The following is a 26,719-nucleotide window of genomic DNA, read 5'->3' as shown; positions in this document are numbered from 1 at the left end:
ATAGTCCATGGATAAATATGTTTCTGATGCGCTTGAGCGCATCTTGGATGCGACACCTGTCCGCAATCAAGTATCTCAACAGGTTTGTGAGCATTTGCAAGAATACGGCCCTCTTATTAGTTCTGTATTGGGTCAGTCGGCTCAATACTTTTCGTCAAAGTGCATGGGATACCCATCAATTTGGTTTTTATTTCGTGTTTGCGATATTCCTCAAGAGCAATGGCCTGAGCGCATTGAAAGTGTGATGCAAAGTTTACTGTTTAGCTTGTCTACTAGTATCGCCGACGACTTTATTGATGGCGACGAAAGGGTCGGCGATAAAGATATGTATGTCTTTTACATCATGATGTTAGCAATTGCTGAAAGAAGCTGCGGTGAGAAAAGTCGTTTAGATAATATTAAGCAGACTTGTAAAGGACTCTACGACTCCATTATTCAAAGTAAAATAGCCCAAGCAAAGGGGGAAAATGGTGACGAATATGTTTCTACTGACCGCATCGGTAGTTTCTTCGCGATGATTGCCAGAGATTTTGTTGATGCTTTACCACAACAAAATGACCATAACCTCATTGAAGCGACCCGTTATTTCGGTCGTATTTGTTGTTTGATTGATGATGCCATTGATTTTACTAAAGATGTCGAAATCCAAGGTGAGAATATTATTTTTGAAGTTATGGATAAGGCGACTTTTGAGCAATCTAAATCTGACGTTCAAATCCGCATTAATGCTGCTTTGCAAGTTCTTGATAGGGAATACAGTACTTTGAGCAAACTGCTTGAAAGCATATGGAGTCAAGACTGTCAGCAGCAATTTGCTCAAATTCGTTTGGATATAGTTGATTACATTACTACTACTATGAATGCACAATAAGAGGACTTGAGGATGATTTTAATTGTATGTATGAAGTCCTGGGGAGAATTTGGGAATTTTCTGGCTGCTAAACAGTTGCAGGCGTTTTTGACTAAGACCTCGGGTCAGCTTGTGGATTTGATTGCTGGTGATGATTATATTGACAATTTTGTTCAAGTGGGTCAAGACATTAAGATGGCGGTAAAGAGTGCCGCTAATAGTGATGAAGTATTTGATAATTATTTGAATATTGTTACCCGTTTAGATCATAGGGTGGCTAAGCAAACCGAAGAGCAAGATTTTTCTGAATATTTGCCTTTGCTTGAGGCGATTGAACAGCGTAAACCTACGACCGTTATCTGCACTAAAGGTGTGGTGGCTCGTATGTTAGCAGCCCAGAAAATTAAGAAAATGCCGGAACAATTATATAACTATGTGACTAATCACGGTCACTTTAGTATGGATGTTCACCGTAGTGCAATTGATAGCGGTATGAAATATCTGACTCGTTTACCTGCTGCAACTGAATATCTGCGCGATATAGTGAAAGTGCCTGCAACACAAATTCATGATTTTGGTTATATCTCTTCGGTGCAAATGGAAAATTTAGCTGATACGCAGCAAGTTAGTGAATTGACAGATGTGATTTTGGTAAGTAATCGCGGTGGGCGTAAATATACATTGTTGTATCAAGAGTTGTTGAAAAACACCAATTTAAACCTTCATTATATTGTGATCAATGATGCTGAAGAGCTGGCGGTAGCTGAACAAAGCGCCCGTGATTATCCGGGCCGTGCAAAAGTCCTTGATGGTCTGCAACAAAAGGATTTTTTAGCTTTAGTGGCCGAACTTGGTAAAAAAGGCACTGTGTATGTTGGTAAAGGTAGTATTAATACATTGATCGAAGCTGTACTTGGTAAGCAACCTGTGTTGGGTTTGCGTTCTGGATTGCCAATGGAAGAGTGGGGAGCACAGTACCTTGAGCAGCATCAACTTGGTTGTATCAGAGATGATTGGAAAGATATTTACAACAAGATTGCTGAGTTGGTTGACTCGCCACAGGCTTATTGTGAACTAAGAACCAATGTATTGAAGTATTTGGCTGGTGATTCGATTAATTTAAGGCCTAACTTAGCGTGGTTACAACTACCTACCGAAGAGCAAAAAGTTCTTGGGCAAATAGGTCAGTGCAAGGTTCAACTGATTGCTGGTCTTGAAGCTAAAATGTCTGAGCATCAAGTTGAGATGACAGATAGCGCTAAGGCAATGATGAATATGTTTGTTGATGCTCAGTTGACTGACAAAGTTGTTACTTCACCAGAGGATTTGGTGTTGCTGTTGCAAAAGCTCAATATCGAACAGATTAGTCAAATGTATATTGAGGAGTTTGGAGCTTTGCGCCTGACCACTAATCGGACTGTGCGTTTATTAGCAATGATGCATGAACAATGGGTTGCGGCCAAACAAGCGCAGGAAGCAGCATCATGTTGATTATGGGGGTTCACTCAATAGGTCATGACTCGGCTGTTAGCTTTGTTGAAAATGGAGAATTGATTTGGTCGATTGAAACCGAGCGATTATCTCGGGTCAAACACGATGGAAAAATTCAAACTACCCTGGATTATCTAAAAGAGCATAAGGCCGATTTGTTGCAAAGGGTCGATGTGGTGTCTTTTAGTACTCACGTTAGCAATAAAGTCGCAAAAATCGATGATTTTGAAACGTTGAATCAAGGTATTGACCAGCATAACTTCTATTTTGAGTCTAAAACTCTGATTACAGGTAAGTCAGTTAAATGTTTTGTTGTTGCCCATGAAATGTGCCATGCAATGGTTGGCTTTCAATATGCTAAACCAGCGGAAAAACAGCTGTGTTTTGTTAATGAAGGGCGGGGGCATTTTTCACGTAATTGTGTGGTTCGTCGTGATGGCAAACAATTAACTATTACTCATTGCAATGAATTGCCTTGGTTTGGCTCTGGTATGGGTTGGACTTCTCTTGCGGTTATGATGGGCATAGAAAAATCTCCTTCAGCTGCAGGCAAAGTGATGGGTATGGCGGCATATGGTGAATATGAACCGAGATATGCTGAGATGATTTTGGCTGCACCACATAATCTTTATGATTATTCAGTAGTTGAAAGACCTAAGTTTTTAGCTAAGTTGTTTAAACAATATATAGGGCAACCGACGTTTAAAGTTAAGGCTAATTTGGCGGCGACTTTACAACAATTGTTCGCTCAGACAGTGGTTGAGCATGTTAGTCACATTGTTACTGATGAGGACCTCTCAGTTTCCATGTCTGGTGGTTGCGCATTGAATCTTATGGTGAATACTCTGCTGTGGCAGCGCTATGGTGAACGTTATTCTGTACCTCCTGTTTGCAATGACTCAGGTCAAAGTTTGGGAGCGGCGATATTTGCCCAGTTACAATTGAAAGGTCATTTACTTGAGCCTGTGTCTGTATATAGCTGTGGTGAAAGCTATACAGTTGAGCGTGACTGGCTTGAAAAGCAAGGTTTTATTGTCGAGGACTATACAGCGCAAAAATTAGCAAAATATCTACACAATCATGAGGTTGTTGCTTGGTATCAGGGTAAATCTGAGATGGGACCAAGAGCTTTGGGTAATCGTTCATTATTTGCAAGTTGTCAGGCTCATGGAATGAAAGATAGACTCAATCACATGGTTAAGTCTCGTGAATGGTATCGCCCTTTAGCGGCGATAGTTGCTGAAGAGTCTTTGGCTAAAATCACCAATGATATATTTCCGTCAAAATATATGTTGTTTAATTATGATATTGACTCGGACTTAATCCCAGAGGCTACTCATGTTGACGGCACGTCGCGTTTGCAAATCGTTAGCTCAACAGATAATGCTAAAGTTCATGAGTTATTACTAGCATATGAAAAGTTTAGTGGTGTTGGGGCGTTGATTAATACTTCTCTTAATGGTCGTGGCAAGCCAATTTGTTTGACACCAGAAGATGTAATCAATGATTTTGCCGACAGAGATGTTGATGTTTATGTATTTGGTGATTTGATTGCAAGGAGGGGGCATTTTGTTTGAGTGCGAATATGATTTTAATCAAAAGCGGCAACATTATCTAGATAATGGTGTTGTTGGTTTCGAAAAATTAATAGGTGAAGATTTGCTTGAAAGACTTGAAGCTTGTTTTGACCGTATTATTGAAGGTAATTATCTAACAGGTGTGCCACCGACTAATCGCACTCATATGCCAAATGACTCATACGATAATTTGACCAGAATTTCTTGTCCGGCAATTGCAGATCCGCAAATGGTCAGCTTATTAATGGAAGCTGGAATTGGGGTTGTGGCCAATGCATTAAGCGAGAGTGATTTTGTTCAGGCTTGGGGTATTCAATTGATTAATAAGGTGCCCGGCGAGGGGCCTGAGTTTAATATCGGCTGGCATCAAGATGGACAATATTCTCCTTGGTTATTTGAAGGAGATTGGATCACCGCTCACATTACTTTATCTGATGTTAATGAAGATGATGCGCCAGTATTGTATATTGAAGATTCACATCATTTACCGACTTTCAAACAAGGTTTACATAAAGGACAAATTACTGGGCAGGCCTTTAAGGCTGATTTGTATGAGCATGGCTTGGTATTAGCTGAGCGTTTAAATGTACCTTGGAAGGTTAAGTATCATACTTCTAAGCGCGGTGATGTTAATTTTCATCACAGTCGTTTAATTCACGCTTCGGACAATCTACGCAGTGGTAAAACCCGTAAGACCTTTAGTATTCATATGCGTACTAGTCATAACCCGTTGGTGATCAACGAACCGTTTTTAATTCGGAATAATCCGCCACAAACTAGTTATTACTTGGACTTTGCCGATCAATTGATGTGTCCGGTAATTCATGGTGTTGCTACTGATTTGGTCGGTTTTGCTGCGCCTAAACAAACATTTGAGGAACTAAACTGTGTTTGATAAATACTATGATATGTCTGCTCATCAAAAGCAATTGAATGATACTGGCTTGGTAAAATTTGAAGGGCTACTTAACGAGCAAATGCTAGATAAGCTAGAGGCTTGTTATGACCGTATTATGTCTGGAGAATATGTTAGTGGTAATCCGCCGCCTCGTCGTACTCACCCTCCGAAAGATTCAGAAAAATACCTTACTCGTGTTTCTTATCCTACTGTGGCAGATCCTGCTTTGGTTGGTTTATTGATGGAAGCTGGGATTGGGGTATTGTCTAGTCGCTTGATGAATAGTGATTTTGCTCAGGCATTTTTTATTCACTTGGTTAACAAGGTGCCCGGTGAAGGTTTAGAGTACAACATAAGTTGGCATCAAGACGGTCAATACGGTAAACATTTGTTTAGTGGTCACTGGATTACAGCTCATATCGCTCTTGAAGATGTTAACAGTGATGATGCGCCAATTCTTTATGTTGAAAATTCTCACCGACTTGAGCCGCTGAATAAGCGCGAAGTGTCTGGATTCAGTTTCCGTAAACCGTTGGATGAATTGGGACAGCAGTTTGCCCAAAAGACAGGTATTAAGTGGAATGTGGTGGAATATCTATCTAAGCGTGGTGATGTGACTTTTCATGATAGTCGTTTGATCCATGCCACTGATAATTTACTCTCAGGTCGTACCCGTAAAACTTTTGTATTGCATTTGCGTTTTGAGCATAACAAGTTGCTGTTTAGCGATCCTATTCATGTTACAAACGAGCCGCCACAACCGAATTTTTATGTTGATATAGCCGATTCGATCATGTGTCCAGTTTTACACGGTGTTGCGACAGATTTACCAGAGCGTCGGTTAAAGGCTGGATAAATTTGGTTTAAACGGATGAAAATAGTCTATTTTCTCGAAAGATTTCCGGAGCTGAGTGAAACCTTTATTCGCCAAGAAATATTGGGTTTGTTGCAGCAGGGGATTAGCGTTCGAGTGGTCACAGTAGCTTGTTCAGAACAGAGTAATCATGTGGATTTGGCTAACGAGCATCCGCTGTTGGCTCGGTGTGAAGTCGATGTTATTGGTGAGCAAGATTTAGTTTATTCAAAAGGGCGTATGCTTCGTTGGTTATTACATCCTTATTCTCAAGGTAAGTTTAAACAGCGCTGGGATAATTTAAATGCTAAACATTACCGCACTAAGTTACTGTATAAAATTGTTTCAGGTCCTAAGCGTATTGCAGCTGATGAGATTGTCATCACTCATTTTGGGGGAGCAGGCGTTATGGCGGCACAGTTAAAGCAGTTTGGCTATATACAAGGGCCGTTAGTTAGTGTTTTACATGCCTATGAACTTACTAAGCTTCCAGCGTTTAAAGATTTAACACCACATTATCATAAGTTATTTACTCAAGCGGATAAGGTGTTATCGGTCTGCCGTTTTATGCAAGATAAGATCACGTCTTTGGGCTGCGCGCGAGAGAAAGTTGATGTTATGCATATGGGAGTGAATATTGAACAACTAGCTCAATTGGCTGAGTACCATAAAATGGATGCGGGGTTATTGCGTGTCCTGTTTGTTGGTCGCCTGACTCAAAAGAAGGGGATACTGGATGCTCTTGAAGCTTTGGCCAGAGTTTCTAATCGAGTCAATTTTCATTTTGATATTGTCGGTGATGGCGAGTTAAACCTAATTTGTGAAAATTCGGTTAGAGAACTAGAACTTGAGGATCGAGTGACATTACACGGTGCTTTGGCCCATCACAAAACTTTGCAGCTTATGGCGCAAACTGATGTTTTGTTGTTGCCTTCTAAGACTGCGGATAACGGTGATATGGAAGGGGTGCCAGTAGTGTTGATGGAAGCGATGGCCATGAAAAAAGTTGTGTTGTCGAGTTTTCATTCGGGGATTGGTGAGTTGGTCGATGATGGTGAGAATGGTTTTTTGGTTGCAGAAGGTGATATTGAAGGGCTTTCGTTGAAGATTGAACTAATAGCTAATTTTACATCTGATATGCGTCTTCATATTGGGCAACAGGCTGTAGCTAAAGTTAGTCAATTATTTAACCAAGGCAAGCAATCTCATGCCTTGGCTAGTTTATTGCGAGAATTATGATGCAGTACGATATTGTTTTTATTTCATATGATGAGCTGTGTGCTGAGGACAACTGGCTAAATTTACGCAGACGTTTTCCAAAAGTTAAGCGGGTTCATGGTGTTGATGGTATTCTCAATGCGCATAAATTAGCAGCTCAAGCGGTTAGTGGTGAGTGGTTTTTTGTTGTTGATGGTGATAATAAAATTCATTCTGAGTTTGATTTTGCCTTACCTGAATCACAGTTGTGTGACGACACCACTTATGTTTGGCGTTGTATCAATTCGGTCAATGGGTTGTGTTATGGCAATGGTGGGGTAAAACTGTTTAATAAACGAGTTTTTGCTACGGTCGATGAGTTTTGGGGCGATATGACAATGTCGCTAAGTAAGCGATACAAGCCAGTGGATGTGGTTGCTTCTACCACTATTATTAATGCTAGCGCTTTTCATGCGTGGCGTGCAGCGTTTCGCGAGTCGGTTAAATTGAGTGTGCCGCGAAAGCGAGTGCGGGAAGAATTTATACGTCAACAACGCTTAGGACAGTGGTCCAATGTTAAAGAGGATGTTGAATATGCGCAATGGGTTGCACGGGGTTGTGTTGAAGGTATAGAGTTTTATCGTCAATGTAGTGCAACAGGAGAAGATCACGCTAGCTTCATTAACAACTTTAATTGGTTGCAACAGCGCTTTAATGAAAAATATTCCGAGGATCAAAGATGAAGAAGCTTGCTAACATACTGCTGATATTGGCATTGGTTGGTACAGTCATTGTTGGTTTTTTTAAAAGCCCTGAGTTTCAATTGCGCCACCAAGGTGATGTTGTTGCTTATCGTGGCGGTGGTTTGGTGGTGGACTATCTTAAACTCAAGCAAACTGGTTGTATGGCTCAAAGTATTACGGCAAGTGAAAGTGGTTTAATCGAAAACACGCTGGCGGCGGTTGAGCAACAAATCAAAAACGGTGTACGTAATATTCATTTGAATGTGCAGTTAACTCGTGATAACCGTTTGGTGGCGTTTCATGATAATGACTTGAGCTGTGCTACTGATGGTGAAGGTAAAGTTCACCAATTGACTTGGGAGCAAATAAAAGATTTAGATGCTGGCTACGGTTATACCCTAGATGGCGGCAAAACTTTTCCTTATCGCAATCAAGGATTAAGAATAGCTTTGTTAGAGACTTTAGTTACAGATCCAGATGTTACTTACTGGTTGAATCTAAAAACCACCGCTAAACGTGCATCGCGTATTTTGTTGGAGTTTATCGATACTTTAGAGCCTCAAATGCAGCAACAAATTGTACATATCGGCAATGCTCAGGTTGTGGATTATATTCATAGCCTCAATCCGCAAGTGAACAGTATTACCCAACGGGATTTAAAGACTTGTCTGATTGATTACGCGCTGGTTGGTTGGAGTGAGTCTTATCCTAATTCGTGTAAAAACCGCATCATTATTGTGTCACCTGAATTTGCTGAATACTTGTGGGGGTGGCCTGAACAGTTTGCTGCCAGAGCGCAACAGCATGGTAGCCGAGTTTATTTATGGACTAAACATCAAAGCTATCAACACAGTGATAATTTGTTGCTGCATGGTATTGGTTTAATTAGTGGCAACGCGCCTGCTGCTTTGTCCCAAGGTAGTTTATAGCTAGTTGTATTGTGATGCATAAGGTAGCCATAGGAATTCCAACTTATCAACGGCCAAAGTCGTTGTTACGTTTGCTTGATTCAATTAATCAACTGAAATTTTCTGCACAATTTTGTGTTTTTGTCGTGGACAATGATAATCACAGTCAATCAGCAGTTAATTTGTTGGCTAGCAGGTTAGCCGATTATCGTTTTACTTTGCATACCCGTGCCGTTGCGCCTGCCAATATTTCTGTAGCTCGCAACATGTTGTTGCAGATGGTATTTGAAGAACATGACTTTAGTGTCATTGCTATGGTAGATGATGATGAAATAGTAGATTGTGATTGGCTTAACCAGTTGGTTAATTGTCAATTGCAAAGCGAAGCGGATATTGTCCAGGGTAATACACGTCCTAACTTTTTAGTTAAGGTTGAACCTTGGATGAGTCAAGTGCCTTTTTTCTATCGCCATCAATTGATGAGCAGTCATGATTCAATGGCGTTGAGTTCTTGCAATATTTTGATAACTAAGGCTATTTATCAAAAGATGCACGGGCAATTGTTCGATCTGCAATTTGGCATTTCAGGTGGTGAGGATACCGACTTTTTCCATCGGGCTAAAGCTTTAGGTGCTAAGTTTGCCTATGAGGGTAAGGCTTTGGCCTATGAAGATTATGATCAACTAAGAGCAACTAAAAGTTGGGTGCGTAAGCGTAGTTTTAGAGTCGGCCAAACTAATGTCAAAATTTTTCATCAAAATCGCAGTGGCTTCATTTTTAGCTTAAAAATTTTCGCCAGATTTTTGGTTAATTTAGTTAGATTGGCGCTGCTGTGTTGGCACCCTGCACACTCTATCCGTTATCAAATGAAAATTTGTCGCCAGTGGGGGATGTTGCTGGCCGCCTGTGGAAGTAGCTAATCAATGTCTTTTTTATTTAATCAAATGCGTAAGCTCATTGGGAAAACTTGGCAAGCTGATTTTGGCCGTTTTGATGCTCAAGTTGAATTCATCCGCGAAGGTGATACTGCCCAATTGAGTTTTTTACTACCTTTGGTATTGCCAAATGATAATATTGCCGCGTTTTATCGTTGTGTTTGTCAAGTGTGTGAACAATTGAATGCACAGCTTGAAAGTGGGTTGATCTCTAGTGCTCAGTTGATTTTAGGCATTCAGGGAAATTGGCAACAAAGTGTATACCAGCAAATTATTGCTGATTTATGCGCTAGATTGGCTAAATCTAATGTACATGTGACACTGATAAAGCAAAATAAAGCCAATAAAATCGCTATGATCAAAAGAGCAATTAAATGTGCTAAAGAAAAACAAAGTGAATTATTTGGTTGGTGTGATGGTGATTTGCTGTTGTCTGACAATATTATGGAAACATTAATTGGTAGTATTTATGTGCGACACAATTGCATCGTAGGTCCAGTGCATGTTCAAGTTAAAAATCCGCAAGATTTTATTGAGCAGCGTTACTTAAAACTTCCAAGGACTAAACCAAATAAATACCCCCAAGGCTGTGTGCTGTTTAAGCTCAATGCTGTTGAGCATGACTTTGATGAAAGAGATATCAGTGATGATGGCTATCTAACATTTGCCAATCTGTGTTTGGATGGTCAACCTATGAATGGAATACAGGTTATTGAAGCGGCCAAAATTTATTATTTGACCGATTTGAATCTTAAACAAAAGTTAATTCGTTTTCGCCGTATCAGTCTTAGTCATATGATCTTATTGCATAAGTTCGATAAGACTAAAGCTAAATATATTTATCACAATATTATGTTTGCACCATTGTTTGCACGGCCTTTGAAGTTTAATCGTCAACTGGTTGTAAAGTCTTTACTCTATTTTGGTTATTTGTTAGTGACCTTTGAATTACTTTTAAGAGTGCTGATAGACAAACCGTTAAAACGAATTGTGTGGTCTGCTTCATCCGGTGGTGACGAATGAGCCGTATCAGTATTGCTATTCCTCATTATAATCAACCTCATTTGATTAGTAGGGCTATTGAGTCATTGTCTTTGACGTGTCTTAAAGATATTCAATTATTGGTAATGGACGATGCCTCATCAGATGATGTCTTTGCTCAGTTGCAACAGCAGTTAGATAAAACTAAACAACTAAGCAAACATCCTATTCGTTTGTTTCGTGCCAGTAAAAATGTTGGTACTTATCGGATGAAAAATGCCATTATCCAGCAGTTGGATACTGAATATTTGGCCTTTCACGATGCTGATGACTTCAGTGTGGCTATGCGTTTAGACCGTTTATATGATGGGATGAGAGACAGCAATATCGATATACTTGGCTCTGCTTATATGGAAGTCATGTCGGATTTAGATAAAGGCGATAGTTATTACATTAAACGGTTTTATAAGATGCCTTATCTTGCCCATAAAGTGGGGATTAAATACATCAGTTATCAACCCTCTCAATTAGTGCGCTTTAGCTGTTTTGACACTTTAGGTGGATTTGATGGTTCTACTCGAATTGGTGCGGACGATGAGTTTACCTTACGTGCTGTACATTGCAAAAAGGTGCGTAATTTAAGTGAGCCTCTCTATGTAAAAATAGAACAAGCTAAGTCGTTGACTACCGATGAGACGACTGGCTATCAATCGCCTATACGTGCAGCTTATAAACAGAAAATGGCCGATTTGCGTAAGAAAATTAAAACTGGCTTAAGCCAAGAGTTTTATCGCAATACGCCTAATGATGAAGATTTTAGTTTGAAGGAATTTTAAAAGGGATACATATGACAACAGGAATTTCTACAACACAACTCAAAGATGCCTGCGAACAAGGGTTGGCTTATTTGCGTCAGCAACAAAAAGCCAATGGAGCAATTACAGCTGCTAATTACGGCACTTTTGATGTTTGGGAAACTATTGAAGCGGCTATGGCTATCACTTTGTGGGCTGAGCAGGAAAGTTTGCAAAATGATGCTGTGCTAAGTGCCGCTATGGCGTTTTTGGCCAGTAGCGAAACTGATGATGGTATGGTGCCAGACTCAGCAAAACGCACGGATTTATATTGCATTGAGACTTCCAGTGAATATCTACAATTATTAAAGACCTTGCTAGAACGACAATTTCCTCAGCGCACCGATGTGATAAATCAAGCGCAATATATCTGTGAGAAACAACTTAATGATGGTCGTTGGAGAATCGAAAATCCGGCGGTAAGCGAAGATGTACAGCACTTGCCTAGTGTCACCGCTTTTGCCATGTTGGCTTTGCTTAGGGTTGATACTGAGCCTAAATATTTTTTACAAGCACTGACATTTTTAACTGAAGGACAGTTGGCTAATGGTACTTGGGGTCAACATTGGCAATATTATGAAACGCCGTTTTATCTGATGGCTCCAATTTGCGAGTTGTTGCAGCGCTTAAATGATAATGGCCGTTTTGATAGTTATCTTGCTAAAGCGCAACGTTTTGTTTTATCTGAGCAACAAAGTGATGGACGTCTGGTTAGTGGCCAAACTGATGGTGAAAATCAGATCAGTGAGTCTTTGCATACGGTATTGGGGCTAAAAACTTTATTGGCGACGGGCATTCAATTAGATGATCCTAACGTTCAAAAAGCCCTTAAATGGTTGCTTAGCCAACAAAGTGAAAACGGTTGCTGGCATGGTGGGGTATTTCCTCATCCGAATGTCAAAATCAAGAAAAATGAAGACGTCTTTTGTAGTGCTCAGGTGCTGATGATGTTGAATCAATATTGGCAGTTGAGCCAAGGCTATAAGGTATAGCGGATGTCTGCTGTTGTATTGTGTTCTGATTGTTTTAACAATCCGGGTTTGAAAAGATATGTTGAGGAATTGTTTGTCGCTGATTTAGCTGGGTGCCCTCATTGCGATTCGACTGAAGGCCATTGTTTAAGTGGCGCTATGGTTATTGAATTGGCTGATAAGTGCTTTTTGCACGGGGAAATAGCTAAGGCTGCTTATTACAATGATAAGAATATAGAGCGCAATAAACAGCAAAAGTTGTCAAGCAGTCTGGGGAAAACCCTGAAACAGGATATATTGTGCATTGAAAATGCCATTAATGATGCCTATTTGGAGAATACTGATTCCCAGATACTACTGCGAGCGTTAGAGAGTTATCCGGTTCGGGTTTTAACCCCATCAGATCAATTTTACCGTATAAGAGTATCGCCAGAGCAGCCACAAAATTCAACAGAATATGATAGCCCTCCAGATGAATTGTTGGGTTCGGGACGACTTGATTCGGATAACATGCCTGTCATGTATGCATCGCAAAATCTTCAGATATGTATTCATGAGTGCCGGGCGGCGGCAAATGATAGCCTTTTTGTTGCGACATTGCGCCCGACGTCACATTTAAAATTGCTGGATTTGACTTGTATTGCAGCCGAACCGCTGCAAAAAGCTTTGCATATGGTATTTATGTTTAGTCGTTTTTCTTATCCTCTGACTCGCAGAATTGCGGTGTTGGCTAAACAGGCTGGTTTTGATGGCATTATCTATCCGGCTACATCTACTATTCTGGCAAAAATCGATCCTAAGGCTAAACAACAAAATAATTCGAAGGTGGTAGAGAATATTGCCATGTTCGGCAGACCCATACTCGACTCATTGGTCGAAGTGGTAACTATAGAAGCAATAACATCGAGTAACCAACTTTAGGGAAAATGAAGATGGGTTTAGAATTAGTGAATCAAAAATTCGATGCAGAAATCGAAAAACTTAAACAAGACGATGAAGTGCTTGCTGTGATGGGCTACGGCTCATATTTTAAAGGCAGATTTAAATCTGGCAGCGATATTGATTTGATTTTGATACGCGATGGCGAAGATATTTCATATAAAAAGAAAGTGTTTAATGAAGGGTTGGAATTTGAATTTCGTTATGTGACTGAAGATTTCTTACTTGAACTGCTTAGCCGAAGGCATGGTCCTACCATCAAACATATGTTGGAAGCCACTATTGTGTCAGATCCAAACGGCATAGCTGAAAAACTAAAGCAATACGCTATAGATATTACTGCCAAGTCTATTGATGAGACCTTTCCTCATGATGCCAGACGGGAAAAAGCGCTGGTGATTGAAAGCCTGCATCGCAAAATCCATCAGGTTAAAGATCATCCCGGCTTTTTTGAATTTGCTTGTTCAAAACTATTGCTTAATTTGGCTGATGCTTTTATTCGTCTGCATTGTCATTGGGGGCTACAGGGCTTTCGCGAATCAGCAAGACAACTCAAAGCGATAGATCCTAAAGTGCACCAGCAATTTGAATCTGCTATGGCACCTAATCCTCAAGAGCTGAGAATGGAAAACATTGATGCCTTGTATCATTTGGTGATTGATGCTCTTGGCGGTGTGGTGGCAGTGAAAGAGTCGGTGCTGTCTATGGGCGTTGAACAGGTGATCAATACCATTGAAAATTAAGGGATGATGTGATGGCTTTTTTTAAAAGTATAAAGCAACGGCAATTGTTGGTGACCAATAAAAAGGTGATGTATACCAGCTTAACGTGCGCGCAAACTCTTGAAGAGATTGACTTGGCCCAATTTAAGGCGCTGTTCGATGAAGGTTGGCCTATATTGCAACTGGTTAGAAATCCGGTGGATAGGGTCGTTTCTTTTTATAAAGATAAAATTATCGATGCTGGTAGACGTAATGATAATGGCAAAATTCAAATTCAAAATTGCCAATATATGTTGTTGGCCATGATGCAAATGGAACTTAGTTTAGAAACCACAGTAGCCGATATTTTGGCTGGATTGCGGGCGGTGCGTTTTGATGTTTTTGCTTTAAAAATGTTACCTCATTTGTATCCTCATACTAAACACTTAACTCCACAATATGCGATTTTGCCTGAAGAAATTCGAGAGGCTTTGAATGATAACAATTATCGTGTGGTAAAGATGGAAGATAGTGAACAATTGTCCAAGGAGTTGACGCCGCTTGGTGTTGATGTCGGAGTGATACACAATCAATCGAAAGTAAATATTCAAGTTGAGCTTGAGGAGCGTGTGAGTGTGTTTATCAAGAACCTCTATACTCAGGATTATGGAGAATATCAATATGAGTGATATTAATCCTCAGTTACTTTTAGTAGATGAAAATGATCAAGTTATTGGTCATCAGAGTAAATTGGCGGCCCATTTGGGTGAAGGTCAATTACATCGAGCTTACTCGGTGTTTATTTTTAATCGTCAAGGGCAGTTGTTATTGCAACAAAGGGCTGCGCCAAAACCACTTTGGCCGGGAAGTTGGTCTAATTCTTGTTGTTCTCATCCGTCAGTGGGTGTTGCTATTAAAGATTCTGCTCAGTGCCGTGTTCAAATGGAGCTAGGCTTAGAGGCATCAGTGGAATACTTGTATAAGTTCTTGTATCGCGCTAAATATTTGGATGTTGGTCATGAGCATGAGTTGTGTCACGTGTTTTGGGCTATTTGCGATGATTTGCCAAAACCAAATACCGATGAAGTGGCTGCATATCAGTATATTGATATTGATGGTGTCGCCGATTTTATTGCTGCTAATGAACAGCAAGTGACTCCTTGGTTTAAGATGGAATGGGCTTATTTGCAAGTTCATCATCTTGAGGCTATTAAACAACAATTATTCGGTGAGTTATCGCCATGTTAAACACAATTAGACGTGTCATTGGTGAAGTTTATCAATATGATGCGCCGAAAAATGGTTATCAAATAGAGTGGGGAGGAGTTGCTGAGTCTGCACAGTTAACTGTTTTAGTGCCTTGTTTACTTACTAGCGATAGTCTTATTGATTTGTATAAAACGCTTGAAAGTTTGTTTGCAGAAGTCGAGTTGGTGCTAGAAAAGAAAATTTGCTCAGATGTGCAGCTGGTCGTGGCTGCACAATATCATCCTGCTCATCAGCATGAAAGTGATATTTACATTGAATTGTTGCAAGGGTTATTGGCATCGAAGTCGATTGTAGGCCTAACTACATTACTCATTAGTATGGATTATCCAAATAAAATTGATGCGATAAATACTGCTGTGGAATTGGCACGTCAAGCTGGCTCATTGTTTTTCTGTTGGTGTGACGATGATATTAAAGTGTCTTCTGGAAGCTTGGGTATGTTGGTGGACAAAATTAAGTCGGATGATTGCCATCTTGCAGGCTGCCGTAAGGTGTTGATTGAGCAAAAAGGCCAAACCCTATGGAGTAGCATCCGAAATTCACATAATAAGGTTAATAAATATCCGCAAGCATATTTAGCGTTTAAATTAGATAAAATTGATCACCAATTCGATTCTGGGGTTATTAGTGATGATACCTATCTTACATTCGCTAATATTTTTATTGATGCCGAACCTATGAATAAAATTGCTATTGTTGAGCAGGCTGTGGGGGAGTTTCAATCGGGGGCGACACCTTTGTCTAATCTAAAACGCTTGCGTCGTTTGGTTCTGAGCAATTTTATTGTGTTATCTAGAGTGGATGAAAGCTCTGCAAAATACGCATTTAATCAGATTATTTTTAAAGAGTTGATGGATAAATCCCATCATAGCACTGCTAAAACTCGTTTGGTAAAACGTTGCTTATATGGTTTATATGGGCTGTTTCTAGCCGAGATCACTGTAAGATATTGGTTGAAAAAACCAATTCGGCAAGTTGGGTGGTATGGTCATTCTGGTAAAAGGCGGCCCACTTAAGTTTTATTTGCTATGGATATTATTGTAATGAACGAGAATCAATCCATTGTATTATTGGTTATTGTGCTGGTATCGCTATTTATTTTTAGCTGGTGGTATAGGCTGCGAGGCTCTGTTGTCCAAGTCAAACAGAGTCGATTACTTAAACAGCTTACACAGCGTTTAGGTACTCAATTGAATTGGTCGCGACTTGAGTTGCATTTAATTGAGCAGGCTCATCCGCAATTGACAGAACAAATTGGTAATATTAATAAGACTGATTTTGAGCTGTTTTTCCGTCGTACATTCGGCTCTGGCTATTTGTATGAGTTCCATTCAATAGAGCCTGATCGCAATGCAGTGACCGTTACCAGTCGTTATAGCCCTGAACAATTGCAGAAGATGAAACTCTACGCTGAACAAACGGGCAGAGCTAAGACTGAATGGGAGTTTGTTCGAACGTTACTGGATTTGATTAAGTTTCATTTTGGTCGGCCTTATTTGCTAAAACCTAATGACAAAATAAAAGCGTATGGTGTAGAAGTTTTTAGGCCTAATCATCCATTAGATCACGGTATTCGCCAAGGTCGTTTGTCTGGAGATATTATTCGCTTGGTGGGTAAGTACCCTGATGAGTTCCGACTAGATATTGTTCAATTGGTTGCGGCTCAAACAGACCTGTGTAAGTTTATCCGCCAAATGCAATTTACGGGGGCATTTCAGCGCTCGGGACGCGAAAGTGAGGGGAATGTTGCTGAAAACTATCAAGCTTATGCCCGTGCTGATGTTGGCTTTTTTCGTCAGGCTGCACGATATTCAAGTTTATTTGATGATCAACTACAAATAGATGATTTTGCCAACGCTTTGACTGCTGCTTGTGATTATCTTGCTGAGCCTCATGTGATGGGTGATATAATGGCAGCGGCCCATATGTTGGATTTACAAAGAATTGGTTTGTATGGTGAAAAAGATAGTATTATTGCTGCTCAATTACTTAATACTAATACACAATTAATGCATAATAGTGCGAATAAGGGAGGTACTGGTGGCTCACAAGTAATCAGGGAACTTAGACAGTTAACTGACTGCTATTTGGTTAATAATGGTGTTTTGGGTTTTTATCGTTTTGAGAAGAAATGGTATATGCAAAACAATGATTTAGATTTAATGGCGCAAGCTGTGGTGTTGGACTATTCAAAACCGTTGCCAGTATATTCACCGAGAAAGAAAAAAGTTGGAAAATTGGTAAAAGCTAGTCGTAAAATATTTAAACGATTGAAAAAATATTAGTCAAAAACTTACCAAATATTATAAGTGAAAATTTAATTTCGCAGTAAGTATACCCGAATTCAGATAATAATTGATAACTGTAATATTATGCCTTCCAAACTCTGATAAATAAAACTTTACAAAACTCGTGACCAAATAAAAGTTTTTATTCGGTGTTGCGCATTAAATTAAATAAAACCAATGAGTTATGGGTTGTACCTATTAAGCCCGATTAACAATATGAAGTGGGCACGGCCTGTCACGCTGGGGTTACGGCGGTTCGACGCTTCGATTCGAATCCCGACCACTGGGCTTGCTTGCATTTTCTCTTCTAAGCGAGCTTCCTTTACAAAAATCCAAAAAGCTCATTTACTTTAGCCCTTCCTTTGTCATCGCAATCAAACAGCTCACTTTTCAACATAAGCTTATAATAATGTCAACATAACTTTGCCTGTTGTGGCAAAGTGGCAGGCTCAGTTGGTTAGCTCCTGTTTTAGATAACTAGGTCTAAGACGATTATCTACGCGCCGTACTCATTGCAACTCTCATATCCTCTAAGCAAAACACGATTAACTTAAAGCGTAAACCATGGTTACTTTTTAACTCGTCTCTTTTCTAGCGATCTACTTGCGATCTGTCTTTATTTAAATATACTGTATGTATAAACAGTGTTTGGTGATGTATGGCGAATTATATAGATCTTCTTGAGCGTAAAAACTTGCTTTGGCGTGGGCGTGGAAAGGCCGTGCAGCATGATGTCGTCAGTACTCGCTTTGCTGCACTTGATGATGTGCTGTGTGGTGGTTGGCCGCAACAAGGTGTGATTGGTGTAAAAACTGCAATGGGAATAGGGGAGTTAAGGTTGATATTGCCCCACTTTGCGGATGATAACCGTTTGAAGGTATTAATTAATCCACCAGGACAAATACATGCCGCGGCATTGCATTATTTATCGTTAGACCTGAGTGAATTTATGATATTGCAGCCACCAAGTGAAAAAGAAGCACTGTGGGCTGCGGAGCAGTGTGTAAAAAGTGGTGCGTGTAGTGCGCTTGTACTTTGGCACGAAGCGCTTTCTATTGCCGCTGTAAAGCGTTTGCAGCTAGGTGCACAGACGGGAGGTTGTAGGTTATTTGTTTTACATCAAGCACAGTACGCTCAAACTCTACCATTTACGCTTTCAGTGGCTTTACAAGCACAGCACAGCGGCTTGGATGTGATAGTGAAGAAGCACAAGGGGCACTTGGCACATCGTAGTCTTAAACTAGAAAACCCCCACTATTGGCCAGAGCTTGAAAAGCCAAATCTACCTCATGTTAGCGATAATATAGTTGCATTTACAGGCTATGAGCGGCGTTTAACGAGCTAGTTATGTGGTTATATCTCTATTTTCCTATGCTGCAACTAGAGGGAATGACAAAGCAAACGGTTTCCGGTGATTTTGTTACACCCGTTGTTATTATTGATGGCCGCAAAAACCAGATAGTGCAGCTCAATGATGCAGCGCAGCAGCGAGGTATAAAAATAGGAATGGGCCTTGGGACTGCTTGTGCATTGTGTACACAGCTTCATGTTTTGCCCTACGACGACCTTCTAGAAAGACAGCAGCTATTAGAAATTGCCAATACGCTTTATCAAGTAAGTGCAGATATTGTAATCGATGAACCTAATGGCCTTGTGCTTAAAGTCGATTCTATGCTGTCGCTCTATCATGATTTGCCAAGTTACTGGCAAGTAATATCTGGACAATTAGCGCAACTTGGCAAGAGTTATTATTACGGCATGGGTGAGTCCACAATAATGGCTAAGCTCTTAGCGCGAGAGCATTGCAATGCGCTTATGTTAACGCAGTGCCAAAAGCGTCATTACTTGGGGAAGATAGGATTAACACGTACAAGTCTAGACAGTCAAGTGATTGAGTTGCTTGCTCGCACCGGAGTTAAAAACGTGGCGCAGTTAGAGCAGTTTTCACTCAGTGAACTGGCCAAACGTTTTGATACTGAACTCGTACATTATGTAGGCTGCTTGTTTGGAAAACTAAAGGAAACCCTTAACTATTACCAACCTGTGGAAACCTTTGAGCTTACTGCACCTTTACTTTACGAAGTCGAAGTAATGGCTTGGTTAGAAAAGCCAATCGAGCATTTGCTATCGCGTTTAGCGTTATTCCTACAGCAACGTAACTTAGTAACTCGAACGCTTTATTTTACCTTAGCACTTCGAGATAAAGAGGCTTTAGAGATCACATTAAACAGCGCGGAGCCTGAATATAAGGCGGCAAATTGGCAGCGCTTGTTAAACCTCAAGCTAGAATCCATAACCTTAGATGCACCCGTACAAAGTGTTTCACTCAAAGCTGATGCACTAGAAGCGCAGCATGCCACAATAAAAGATCTCTTCTCAACGCAGCAAAGTGCGATGTCTGCGCAAGGACTGCGGGCTATTCTATGTGCTAAGCTCGGTGAGCAGGCAGTGCAAGGTTTACAACTTACAGGCGATCCTCGTCCTGAAAAGGCCAGCACTTATAGCCACGAGCCACGTTTCACGACACTCAAGAGTAAATTAAGACCTACTATCCTATTTCCGAAGCCACAGCCGTTATGTGAAAGAGTCAATATTATTTCTGGTCCAGAGCGTATCGCTTCGGGGTGGTGGGACGGTGAGCCGGTCCAGCGAGATTATTTTATTGTACAAAATGAACAAGCGCAGCGGTTATGGGTATTTCGAGAGCAAAATAATCATTGGTATATTCATGGAGTATTTAGCTAATGTCTTATGCCGAGCTTTTTTGCCAGAGCAACTTTTCATTTTTGACTGGCGCATCGCGACCAGAAGAGTTGGTCAAACAAGCAGATTTTTTAGGTTACAGCGCAATAGCTATTACTGACGAATGCTCTTTGGCTGGTATTGTCCGTGCTCATGCTTATATTCGTGATCATAAACTCAAGATAAAACTGATAGTTGGGAGTTTACTGAAGTACAACAATATTGAGTTGGTTGCTCTTTGTCCTTGCCAGCTCGCTTATACAGAGTTATGTCGAGTGATCAGTAATGCTCGCCAGCGAACGGAGAAGGGACAATATCAGCTTAGTGAGTGGGATATTATGTCGCTTAAGCATGTCTTATTGTTATGGTTGCCAAAGGGGAACAGTCAAGATGTTCAATCATTGCAATGGCTGTGTAAATATCACCATAATAGAATATGGATTGGCTACCGACGTAACTTGAGTGCAAAAGATGTACATTATTTTACCCATTGTGTAAAACTGTCAAAAGCTTACCAAATACCTATTTGCGCTGTTGGTGGGGTGCTTATGCACTGCTCGTCTAGACTTGCGCTACAGCATACACTGACAGCCATTCGACAGAATCGTGTGATAAGCGAGATCCCTGAGAAAATGATTAGCAATAGCGAGTCGGCACTTAGATCTATCTCTAAGCTTAATAAGTTGTTTTCACCTACCTTTCTTGAAGAAAGTGCCAATATCGCGAAGCGATGTGTATTTAATTTAGACTCATTGCATTATCAATATCCTCAGGAGTTAGTGCCTAAAGGTTTTACTCCAATGACTTATTTACGCGCGTTGGTCGAAAAGGGTAAACAAGTTCGCTTTCCTGATGGCGTGCCGCCAGATATAGAAGCCATTATTGATAAAGAGCTAGCGCTTATCGAAGCGCTTGATTATCCGTTTTTCTTTATCACTATTCATGACATTGTGATGTATGCCAAACAGCATCAAATCTTATACCAAGGGCGAGGCTCAGCCGCTAACTCTGTGGTCTGTTATTGCTTAGAGATAACCGCGGTTGACCCTCGGCAAGTGGGTGTATTGTTCGAGCGTTTTATTAGTAAAGAGCGTAATGAGCCACCCGATATAGATGTGGATTTTGAACACCAACGTCGTGAAGAGGTGATCCAATATATCTACAAAAAATATGGTCGTAAACGCGCAGCATTAGCAGCAACGGTGATCACGTATCGTTTAAAAAGTGCCATGCGTGATGTTGGCAAAGCCTTGGGCATTGAAATGGCGCAAATAGAGTACTTTATTAAGCACCTCAACCGCCGTGATAAAGGGCTTAACTGGCAGGCCCAATTAGTGGAGTTAGGGTTAGAGCCAAACTCATTAAAAGGTCAGCATTTTATTCAGTTGGTTAATGACATTATGGGGTTTCCAAGGCATTTATCGCAGCATGTTGGTGGTTTTGTTATCTCAGAAAGTCCATTACATGAATTAGTGCCCGTAGAAAATGCAGCTATGCCAGAGCGCACCATTATTCAATGGGATAAAGATGACCTTGAAACCCTTAAGTTACTCAAAGTCGATATCTTGGCCTTGGGTATGCTAAGCGCTATCCGTAAGTGTTTTGGCTATATTGCAGCGCATACGAAGCGAAATCTGGATCTTGCCCAATTGACTCGTATGCAAGACGACCCTTTGGTCTATAAGATGTTGCAAAAAGGGGATAGTGTTGGCGTGTTTCAAGTAGAGTCTCGTGCACAAATGAGTATGTTGCCAAGGCTGAAACCCGCGAATTACTACGACTTAGTGATCCAAATAGCGATTGTACGTCCCGGCCCTATTCAAGGGGATATGGTGCATCCATTTTTAAAGCGACGGGATGGTGAAGAGCAAGTGACTTATCCATCCGAAGCGGTTAAATCGGTATTAGAGAGGACAATGGGGGTTCCTATTTTCCAAGAACAAGTGATAAAACTGGCTATGGTTGCTGCTGGGTTCACTGGAGGAGAAGCGGATAGCCTGCGCCGAGCCATGGCGTCATGGAAAAAAACCGGAGAGCTAATGCAGTTTAGAGAAAAGCTTATTCGAGGCATGCTGGATCGGGGCTATGAAGCACAATTTGCTGAGCGGATTTTTGAGCAGATCTGCGGCTTTGGTGAATATGGTTTTCCTGAAAGTCACTCAGCTTCTTTTGCAGTGCTGGCTTATGCCTCTGCGTGGTTGAAATACTACTACCCCGCAATGTTTTATACCGCTCTACTCAATAGCTTTCCAATGGGGTTTTATTCGGCTTCACAGCTGTTGCAAGATGCATCAAGGCATGAGGTTAGCATTTTACCTATCTGTGTTAACCAGTCCGATTACGAACATCAAGTCGTACAAGAGCCAAGACAAGCAACGTTTGCGATCCGCTTAGGACTTCGGCTTATAAAAGGGTTAAGTGAAGAAGAAGCACTGCAATTATTACAATGCAGACCTCAAGAGGGGTTTGGGAATATCGTGCAGTTACAGCAAGCTGGTATTACTAACAGCACTATTGAAAAGCTGATTTCCGCGGATGCTTTACATCACTTTGTAGATAGCCGTTATGCGGCTAGGTGGTCACTTGCAGATCAAAGTAAAACCTTGCCACTATTCAGCGATATTGAAGAGAAAGAGTCGCAATATAGTCACTTTAGCGCCACAGAGTTTGAAAACTTACAGGAAGATTACAATAGCACTAAGGTTTCTTTACGCACTCACCCAATCAAGCAACTTGAGCAAGAAAAGCTTATACACCGAACGGTTAAGGCCAATGAACTGCTTTATCGACCGCATAAATCGTTAGTAACAGTGATAGGGCTGGTGACAGGAAAGCAAGCCCCGGGTACCGCAAAAGGCGTGACCTTTTTTACTTTAGAAGATGAAACAGGCAACATCAATGTAATTGTGTGGTCTGGTACTGCTCGAGCACAAAAGCAAGCCTATATGGGCGCACAGCTATTAGAAATAAAGGGTATAGTAGAGAAAGAGGGTGAAGTGGTACATGTTATTGCTGGTAGGTTAATCGATAGAAGTGAATTACTAGCAGCGATGACAATTAAGGCTCGCGCTTTTCATTAATTGCTTGTGAGGTGCTCGGCCTTTCGTAAATGCGTTTCACATATGCGTATAAGGTTTAAATGCCCCAATAGAGAGGCATTTTCGTTGCTTTTTCGCTTTAGCCTTGGAGCAGCTTCATCATGGCTGCAATAAACCCTTCTTGCTTAACGATTTGGTACTTCTGACAGGAGTCAGGATTTTTCAAATCGTGGCATAGGTATAGTGTATTGCGCTCAAGCGCTGGCTTTGGATGTAAATTTGAGTCAAATAGCACAGGATCAATACCAGGAAGACCAGACCAATATACACTACTAGCCACTAGGCCTAATTTCTCATAAGTAATCAGTTGTGGTTTTGGCAAGACAACGAATAGTATCCCAATGACTGCAAGTGCTATCCACTTACCTTTTCCCTTAGGTCTATCATTATCTGTAGCAGTTTGTGCTTGCTGTGCTTGTGCGGTTTGCTGAGCCTTTATCGCTGCAATTTGTTGTGGCGATGGTCGACGGTTTTTTGTTGTACTAGTGCGTTTCTTTTGATTGGACTGTACTTGACCTAAAAGCGATTGTTTTTTTGATGGTTTTGCCATGCTTTAAGTAGCCTTTTAGTTGCAGGTCTCTATAATGCTTCTATGCTAAGTATAATAGCTTATTTTTACACTACAGCCTACGGGAAAGGACTATGGATCAAAACATCTCTATTTTAATCGTCGATGATGTAGGGACAGTTCGCAGCTTTTTACATCAAACCTTAATGCACTTAGGCATTGATCATGTAAGAGAAGCCTCCACTGCAACGCAATGCGTAAAGTCATGTGAAGAGCAACATTTTGATATTGTCTTTTTAGATATTGAGCTGCCCGATGGTGATGGTAAAGAGTTAATTGCAACCCTAAATGAAATAAACCCGAATATTAATGTCGTTATGGTGTCGGCACACTCAACGGTAGACAATGTTAAAGATGCGATTGAGCGCGGTGCTAAAGGTTTTGTTGTTAAGCCATTTTCGCCAAAGAAAATCGCGGCTATGCTGAAGAAGTTTTACCCAGATTTAGAATTGGTTTAAAACGGCACTGATTTTATCTTTTGATACCAAAGTATATAAATTACAGACATAAAAAAACCGACATAATGTCGGTTTTTTCAATCCAGCAACAAATTAAAGTGCTTTGATCTTAGCAACTAAACGGCTCTTATGACGAGCAGCTTTGTTTTTGTGGATTAGACCTTTAGTTGCGTAACGGTCTAGGATAGGTGCAGCAACAGCGAATGCTTGAGTTGCAGCTTCTTTATCACCAGCTTCAATTGCAGCGATTACTTTTTTGAAGTATGTACGCATCATTGAACGACGGCTTGCGTTGTGCTTACGACGCTTTTCGCTAGTGATAGCGCGTTTTTTTGCAGACTTGATGTTAGCCAAGGTTTGCTCCTAACAATCTTAAAATAAGCTTAATTTAAAGGCCGAGGAATATGCCTGTTTTAATCGCAAAAGTCAATATAAATTAACAAGCGCGGCCTAATGTTCAACACCCAAGACTCGACTTGGGCTATTCTCAATTCTTAACCTGTACAAATCAAAACGTTGCTATGCGACATTTTTACTTCTATAGCAGGCAAGTAAACCCGTAATATCCCAAGTTGCACTAATAATTTGCAAAGCGTAGCTTCACAAAGTGCCTTGAAAATCTCAGGTCTGAACCAAAGTAAACAGTCAAATTTCACAAGGTGAAACAGGCCTACCAAGGTTAATGGCGCGTATTGTATCAAAGCTGACAGGGCACGCCTAGTGCTAAATGCACAACGACTGTGGCATAATCTGCCGCGATTCACTGAATTTAGGAGTTAAGGTGGCAAAAGGGTTATTTAAATCGGGTATGATTGTCAGTGCCATGACTATGATTTCGCGGGTTCTGGGGCTAGTTCGAGATGCTGTCGTGGCAAACCTATTGGGCGCAGGATTGGCCGCCGATGTCTTTTTATTCGCCAACCGGATCCCTAATTTTTTGCGTAGGTTATTTGCAGAAGGCGCGTTTGCTCAGGCCTTTGTTCCTGTACTTTCAGAAATTAAAGAAAAGCATGGAGACGATAGAGTAAGGTTATTCGTTGCACAAGCCGCTGGGACACTCGGGACTGTATTGCTTATTGTTACTATTTTAGGGGTGATAGGCTCTCCTGTGATCGCCGCATTATTTGGCACAAGCTGGTTTCTCGACTGGTGGCAAGGTGGTGCAGATGCCGAAAAATTTGTGCTTGCAAGCGCACTATTAAAGCTCACCTTTCCTTACTTATTTTTTGTTTCATTAGTTGCACTTAGTGGGGCGGTACTGAATGTTTATAATCGCTTTGCCGCAGCGGCCTTTACGCCAGTTTTACTCAACGTGTCGATTATTGGCTGCGCTATTTTTCTCCATGATAAATTTGCACAAGGTGCGTACGCTCTAGCACTCGGTGTATTTATTGGTGGTATTGTTCAACTATTATTCCAGATCCCATTCTTGTTGCGCTTAAAAGTCTTGAGTCGCCCTCAATTTGCATGGCGGAGCCCTGAAATAACCAGAGTAAGAACTCTGATGATCCCAGCATTATTTGGTGTTTCTGTTAGCCAAATTAACTTACTACTGGATACCGTCATTGCCTCTTTTCTCGTGACGGGATCGATTGCTTGGCTTTATTATTCAGACAGATTAATTGAATTTCCACTCGGCCTATTTGGTATCGGTATTGCGACCGTGATACTGCCTGCACTTTCTAAATTACACGCAGGAGAAAAAAGTGAAGACTTTCAGAAAACTCTAGATTGGGGTGTACGTTTTGTCATCTTCTTGGGATTACCAGCGATGCTAGGGCTGATGGTGACAAGCCCACTTATTATTTCAGTATTGTTTGGACACGGTGAGTTTGTTTCTCAAAATGCAGACAATATAAATAAGGTAAGCTTAGGGGTAGCCGCATATTCCGTTGGCTTGTTAAGCTTTATGTTGATAAAAGTACTGGCGCCGGCCTTTTACGCCAGACAAGATACCAAAACGCCTGTTCGTATTGGTATTATTACCATGGCACTCAATATGGTTTTCAATCTTATCTTAGCACCGTTTATTGGTTATCTAGGCCTAGCATTGGCAACTTCATTGTCGGCGTCTTGTAATGCGTTTTTACTTTATCGTCAGCTGTCACATCAAGGTGTGTATCAGCTAAGCGCATTTTCTCTTGGTTTTACTGCCAAATGCTTTATTTCATCGGCCATGATGGCAGCATGCGTATACTTTCTCGGCGCCCGCTTTGAATGGCTAGAGTGGGGACTGATGGAGCAGGTGCTATTACTTTGCGGATTATTAGTAACCGCAATGGTGAGCTATTTTAGTTTACTATTTATACTAGGGGTAAGATTGAGCACAATCCGAGATGCTTGATTCGCATTTTTAAGCAACTTGGGTATAATCGGGCTCTTTGATATTTGCTGCACA

Annotated in this window: 25 protein-coding genes; 23 read left to right on the top strand and 2 right to left on the bottom strand. The window is 40.9% G+C overall.

Features of this window, described 5'->3' with window-relative positions:
• Positions 1 to 7: 7 nt before the first annotated feature.
• The 21 genes from MHN32_RS11215 (at position 8) to MHN32_RS11115 (ending at position 23,277) form a co-directional block, all read left to right on the top strand.
• The gene (locus MHN32_RS11215; RefSeq protein WP_102057208.1) at positions 8 to 871 is read left to right on the top strand and encodes a hypothetical protein; all 864 of its coding nucleotides are present in this window, start codon (positions 8 to 10) and stop codon (positions 869 to 871) included.
• Between the two features lie 12 nt (positions 872 to 883).
• Positions 884 to 2,341, top strand: a complete 1,458-nt coding sequence (locus MHN32_RS11210) for a hypothetical protein (RefSeq protein WP_235366642.1) — start codon at positions 884 to 886, stop codon at positions 2,339 to 2,341.
• Entirely contained in the window at positions 2,335 to 3,918 is a 1,584-nt protein-coding gene (locus tag MHN32_RS11205) for a carbamoyltransferase C-terminal domain-containing protein (RefSeq protein WP_158299122.1), read from the top strand. The genes MHN32_RS11210 and MHN32_RS11205 overlap by 7 nt, the downstream gene beginning before the upstream one ends.
• On the top strand, positions 3,911 to 4,813 hold the full coding sequence (locus tag MHN32_RS11200; protein ID WP_237115882.1) for a phytanoyl-CoA dioxygenase family protein: 903 nt from the start codon (positions 3,911 to 3,913) through the stop codon (positions 4,811 to 4,813). Before MHN32_RS11205 ends, MHN32_RS11200 begins: the two co-directional genes overlap by 8 nt.
• Complete coding sequence (locus MHN32_RS11195; protein WP_239421732.1) at positions 4,806 to 5,672, top strand: phytanoyl-CoA dioxygenase family protein; 867 nt, start codon at positions 4,806 to 4,808, stop codon at positions 5,670 to 5,672. The genes MHN32_RS11200 and MHN32_RS11195 overlap by 8 nt, the downstream gene beginning before the upstream one ends.
• A gap of 15 nt (positions 5,673 to 5,687) precedes the next feature.
• Complete coding sequence (locus MHN32_RS11190) at positions 5,688 to 6,908, top strand: glycosyltransferase (protein ID WP_102057203.1); 1,221 nt, start codon at positions 5,688 to 5,690, stop codon at positions 6,906 to 6,908.
• Positions 6,905 to 7,609 carry a hypothetical protein gene (locus MHN32_RS11185; RefSeq protein ID WP_010606649.1) on the top strand — a complete coding sequence of 235 codons (705 nt, stop codon included), beginning with the start codon at positions 6,905 to 6,907 and terminating at the stop codon, positions 7,607 to 7,609. Before MHN32_RS11190 ends, MHN32_RS11185 begins: the two co-directional genes overlap by 4 nt.
• Positions 7,606 to 8,538 carry a glycerophosphodiester phosphodiesterase family protein gene (locus MHN32_RS11180; protein WP_010606650.1) on the top strand — a complete coding sequence of 311 codons (933 nt, stop codon included), beginning with the start codon at positions 7,606 to 7,608 and terminating at the stop codon, positions 8,536 to 8,538. Before MHN32_RS11185 ends, MHN32_RS11180 begins: the two co-directional genes overlap by 4 nt.
• A gap of 14 nt (positions 8,539 to 8,552) precedes the next feature.
• Entirely contained in the window at positions 8,553 to 9,437 is an 885-nt protein-coding gene (locus tag MHN32_RS11175) for a glycosyltransferase (RefSeq protein WP_239421731.1), read from the top strand.
• A gap of 3 nt (positions 9,438 to 9,440) precedes the next feature.
• Positions 9,441 to 10,475: a hypothetical protein gene (locus MHN32_RS11170; RefSeq protein ID WP_239421730.1), complete on the top strand. Its 1,035-nt coding sequence runs from the start codon at positions 9,441 to 9,443 to the stop codon at positions 10,473 to 10,475.
• Positions 10,472 to 11,269 carry a glycosyltransferase family A protein gene (locus MHN32_RS11165; protein ID WP_102057201.1) on the top strand — a complete coding sequence of 266 codons (798 nt, stop codon included), beginning with the start codon at positions 10,472 to 10,474 and terminating at the stop codon, positions 11,267 to 11,269. Before MHN32_RS11170 ends, MHN32_RS11165 begins: the two co-directional genes overlap by 4 nt.
• An 11-nt stretch (positions 11,270 to 11,280) precedes the next feature.
• Positions 11,281 to 12,279 carry a hypothetical protein gene (locus MHN32_RS11160; RefSeq protein ID WP_239421729.1) on the top strand — a complete coding sequence of 333 codons (999 nt, stop codon included), beginning with the start codon at positions 11,281 to 11,283 and terminating at the stop codon, positions 12,277 to 12,279.
• 3 nt (positions 12,280 to 12,282) lie between these two features.
• On the top strand, positions 12,283 to 13,179 hold the full coding sequence (locus tag MHN32_RS11155) for an RES family NAD+ phosphorylase (RefSeq protein WP_239421728.1): 897 nt from the start codon (positions 12,283 to 12,285) through the stop codon (positions 13,177 to 13,179).
• Between the two features lie 11 nt (positions 13,180 to 13,190).
• The gene (locus MHN32_RS11150; RefSeq protein ID WP_010606656.1) at positions 13,191 to 13,940 is read left to right on the top strand and encodes a nucleotidyltransferase domain-containing protein; all 750 of its coding nucleotides are present in this window, start codon (positions 13,191 to 13,193) and stop codon (positions 13,938 to 13,940) included.
• Between the two features lie 11 nt (positions 13,941 to 13,951).
• Complete coding sequence (locus MHN32_RS11145; protein ID WP_206473386.1) at positions 13,952 to 14,587, top strand: sulfotransferase family 2 domain-containing protein; 636 nt, start codon at positions 13,952 to 13,954, stop codon at positions 14,585 to 14,587.
• Positions 14,580 to 15,146, top strand: a complete 567-nt coding sequence (gene idi / locus MHN32_RS11140) for an isopentenyl-diphosphate Delta-isomerase (protein ID WP_010606658.1) — start codon at positions 14,580 to 14,582, stop codon at positions 15,144 to 15,146. The genes MHN32_RS11145 and idi overlap by 8 nt, the downstream gene beginning before the upstream one ends.
• Positions 15,140 to 16,183, top strand: coding sequence for a hypothetical protein (locus tag MHN32_RS11135; RefSeq protein WP_010606659.1), 1,044 nt, complete (start codon positions 15,140 to 15,142; stop codon positions 16,181 to 16,183). Before idi ends, MHN32_RS11135 begins: the two co-directional genes overlap by 7 nt.
• 225 nt (positions 16,184 to 16,408) lie before the next feature.
• On the top strand, positions 16,409 to 17,452 hold the full coding sequence (locus MHN32_RS11130) for a SidE phosphodiesterase domain-containing protein (protein WP_239421727.1): 1,044 nt from the start codon (positions 16,409 to 16,411) through the stop codon (positions 17,450 to 17,452).
• 661 nt (positions 17,453 to 18,113) lie between these two features.
• Complete coding sequence (imuA, locus tag MHN32_RS11125; protein ID WP_174169974.1) at positions 18,114 to 18,800, top strand: translesion DNA synthesis-associated protein ImuA; 687 nt, start codon at positions 18,114 to 18,116, stop codon at positions 18,798 to 18,800.
• 2 nt (positions 18,801 to 18,802) lie between these two features.
• A complete protein-coding gene (locus MHN32_RS11120; RefSeq protein WP_235366645.1) occupies positions 18,803 to 20,200 on the top strand; it encodes a DNA polymerase Y family protein in 1,398 nt (465 codons plus the stop codon).
• Positions 20,200 to 23,277 carry an error-prone DNA polymerase gene (locus MHN32_RS11115; RefSeq protein WP_102057193.1) on the top strand — a complete coding sequence of 1,026 codons (3,078 nt, stop codon included), beginning with the start codon at positions 20,200 to 20,202 and terminating at the stop codon, positions 23,275 to 23,277. The genes MHN32_RS11120 and MHN32_RS11115 overlap by 1 nt, the downstream gene beginning before the upstream one ends.
• A 97-nt stretch (positions 23,278 to 23,374) precedes the next feature.
• Here the strand turns inward: MHN32_RS11115 and MHN32_RS11110 are convergent, their stop codons facing one another.
• Positions 23,375 to 23,845 carry a hypothetical protein gene (locus MHN32_RS11110; RefSeq protein ID WP_227386976.1) on the bottom strand — a complete coding sequence of 157 codons (471 nt, stop codon included), beginning with the start codon at positions 23,843 to 23,845 and terminating at the stop codon, positions 23,375 to 23,377.
• Between the two features lie 92 nt (positions 23,846 to 23,937).
• Between MHN32_RS11110 and MHN32_RS11105 the strand changes: the two genes are divergently transcribed.
• Entirely contained in the window at positions 23,938 to 24,321 is a 384-nt protein-coding gene (locus MHN32_RS11105; RefSeq protein ID WP_010370975.1) for a response regulator, read from the top strand.
• Positions 24,322 to 24,414: 93 nt separating this feature from the next.
• Here MHN32_RS11105 and rpsT read toward each other — a convergent pair whose 3' ends face one another.
• The gene (gene rpsT, locus MHN32_RS11100; RefSeq protein WP_010370978.1) at positions 24,415 to 24,675 is read right to left on the bottom strand and encodes a 30S ribosomal protein S20; all 261 of its coding nucleotides are present in this window, start codon (positions 24,673 to 24,675) and stop codon (positions 24,415 to 24,417) included.
• A 427-nt stretch (positions 24,676 to 25,102) separates the two neighbouring features.
• Here rpsT and murJ point away from each other — a divergent pair, with 427 nt between their 5' ends.
• Entirely contained in the window at positions 25,103 to 26,665 is a 1,563-nt protein-coding gene (gene murJ, locus MHN32_RS11095; protein WP_343224392.1) for a murein biosynthesis integral membrane protein MurJ, read from the top strand.
• The last annotated feature ends 54 nt before the right edge of the window (positions 26,666 to 26,719 follow it).

Source organism: Pseudoalteromonas sp. Of11M-6 (assembly GCF_022347905.1).
Lineage (GTDB): Bacteria > Pseudomonadota > Gammaproteobacteria > Enterobacterales > Alteromonadaceae > Pseudoalteromonas.
Note: the sequence above shows the minus strand (reverse complement) of the source record. Positions and strands in the feature narration are given on the sequence as shown.

What these genes read in the sequence shown, in the direction of transcription:
- MHN32_RS11165 (WP_102057201.1), top strand. Translation starts at nt 10,472, where the DNA reads ATGAGCCGTATCAGTATTGCTATTCCTCATTATAATCAACCTCATTTG.
- MHN32_RS11190 (WP_102057203.1), top strand. Translation starts at nt 5,688, where the DNA reads ATGAAAATAGTCTATTTTCTCGAAAGATTTCCGGAGCTGAGTGAAACC.
- imuA (WP_174169974.1), top strand. Translation starts at nt 18,114, where the DNA reads ATGGCGAATTATATAGATCTTCTTGAGCGTAAAAACTTGCTTTGGCGT.
- MHN32_RS11110 (WP_227386976.1), bottom strand. Translation starts at nt 23,845, where the DNA reads ATGGCAAAACCATCAAAAAAACAATCGCTTTTAGGTCAAGTACAGTCC.
- MHN32_RS11105 (WP_010370975.1), top strand. Translation starts at nt 23,938, where the DNA reads ATGGATCAAAACATCTCTATTTTAATCGTCGATGATGTAGGGACAGTT.
- MHN32_RS11210 (WP_235366642.1), top strand. Translation starts at nt 884, where the DNA reads ATGATTTTAATTGTATGTATGAAGTCCTGGGGAGAATTTGGGAATTTT.
- MHN32_RS11205 (WP_158299122.1), top strand. Translation starts at nt 2,335, where the DNA reads ATGTTGATTATGGGGGTTCACTCAATAGGTCATGACTCGGCTGTTAGC.
- MHN32_RS11160 (WP_239421729.1), top strand. Translation starts at nt 11,281, where the DNA reads ATGACAACAGGAATTTCTACAACACAACTCAAAGATGCCTGCGAACAA.
- MHN32_RS11175 (WP_239421731.1), top strand. Translation starts at nt 8,553, where the DNA reads ATGCATAAGGTAGCCATAGGAATTCCAACTTATCAACGGCCAAAGTCG.
- idi (WP_010606658.1), top strand. Translation starts at nt 14,580, where the DNA reads ATGAGTGATATTAATCCTCAGTTACTTTTAGTAGATGAAAATGATCAA.
- MHN32_RS11155 (WP_239421728.1), top strand. Translation starts at nt 12,283, where the DNA reads ATGTCTGCTGTTGTATTGTGTTCTGATTGTTTTAACAATCCGGGTTTG.
- MHN32_RS11150 (WP_010606656.1), top strand. Translation starts at nt 13,191, where the DNA reads ATGGGTTTAGAATTAGTGAATCAAAAATTCGATGCAGAAATCGAAAAA.
- MHN32_RS11145 (WP_206473386.1), top strand. Translation starts at nt 13,952, where the DNA reads ATGGCTTTTTTTAAAAGTATAAAGCAACGGCAATTGTTGGTGACCAAT.
- MHN32_RS11115 (WP_102057193.1), top strand. Translation starts at nt 20,200, where the DNA reads ATGTCTTATGCCGAGCTTTTTTGCCAGAGCAACTTTTCATTTTTGACT.
- MHN32_RS11185 (WP_010606649.1), top strand. Translation starts at nt 6,905, where the DNA reads ATGATGCAGTACGATATTGTTTTTATTTCATATGATGAGCTGTGTGCT.
- MHN32_RS11170 (WP_239421730.1), top strand. Translation starts at nt 9,441, where the DNA reads ATGTCTTTTTTATTTAATCAAATGCGTAAGCTCATTGGGAAAACTTGG.
- MHN32_RS11215 (WP_102057208.1), top strand. Translation starts at nt 8, where the DNA reads ATGGATAAATATGTTTCTGATGCGCTTGAGCGCATCTTGGATGCGACA.
- MHN32_RS11180 (WP_010606650.1), top strand. Translation starts at nt 7,606, where the DNA reads ATGAAGAAGCTTGCTAACATACTGCTGATATTGGCATTGGTTGGTACA.
- MHN32_RS11135 (WP_010606659.1), top strand. Translation starts at nt 15,140, where the DNA reads ATGTTAAACACAATTAGACGTGTCATTGGTGAAGTTTATCAATATGAT.
- MHN32_RS11120 (WP_235366645.1), top strand. Translation starts at nt 18,803, where the DNA reads ATGTGGTTATATCTCTATTTTCCTATGCTGCAACTAGAGGGAATGACA.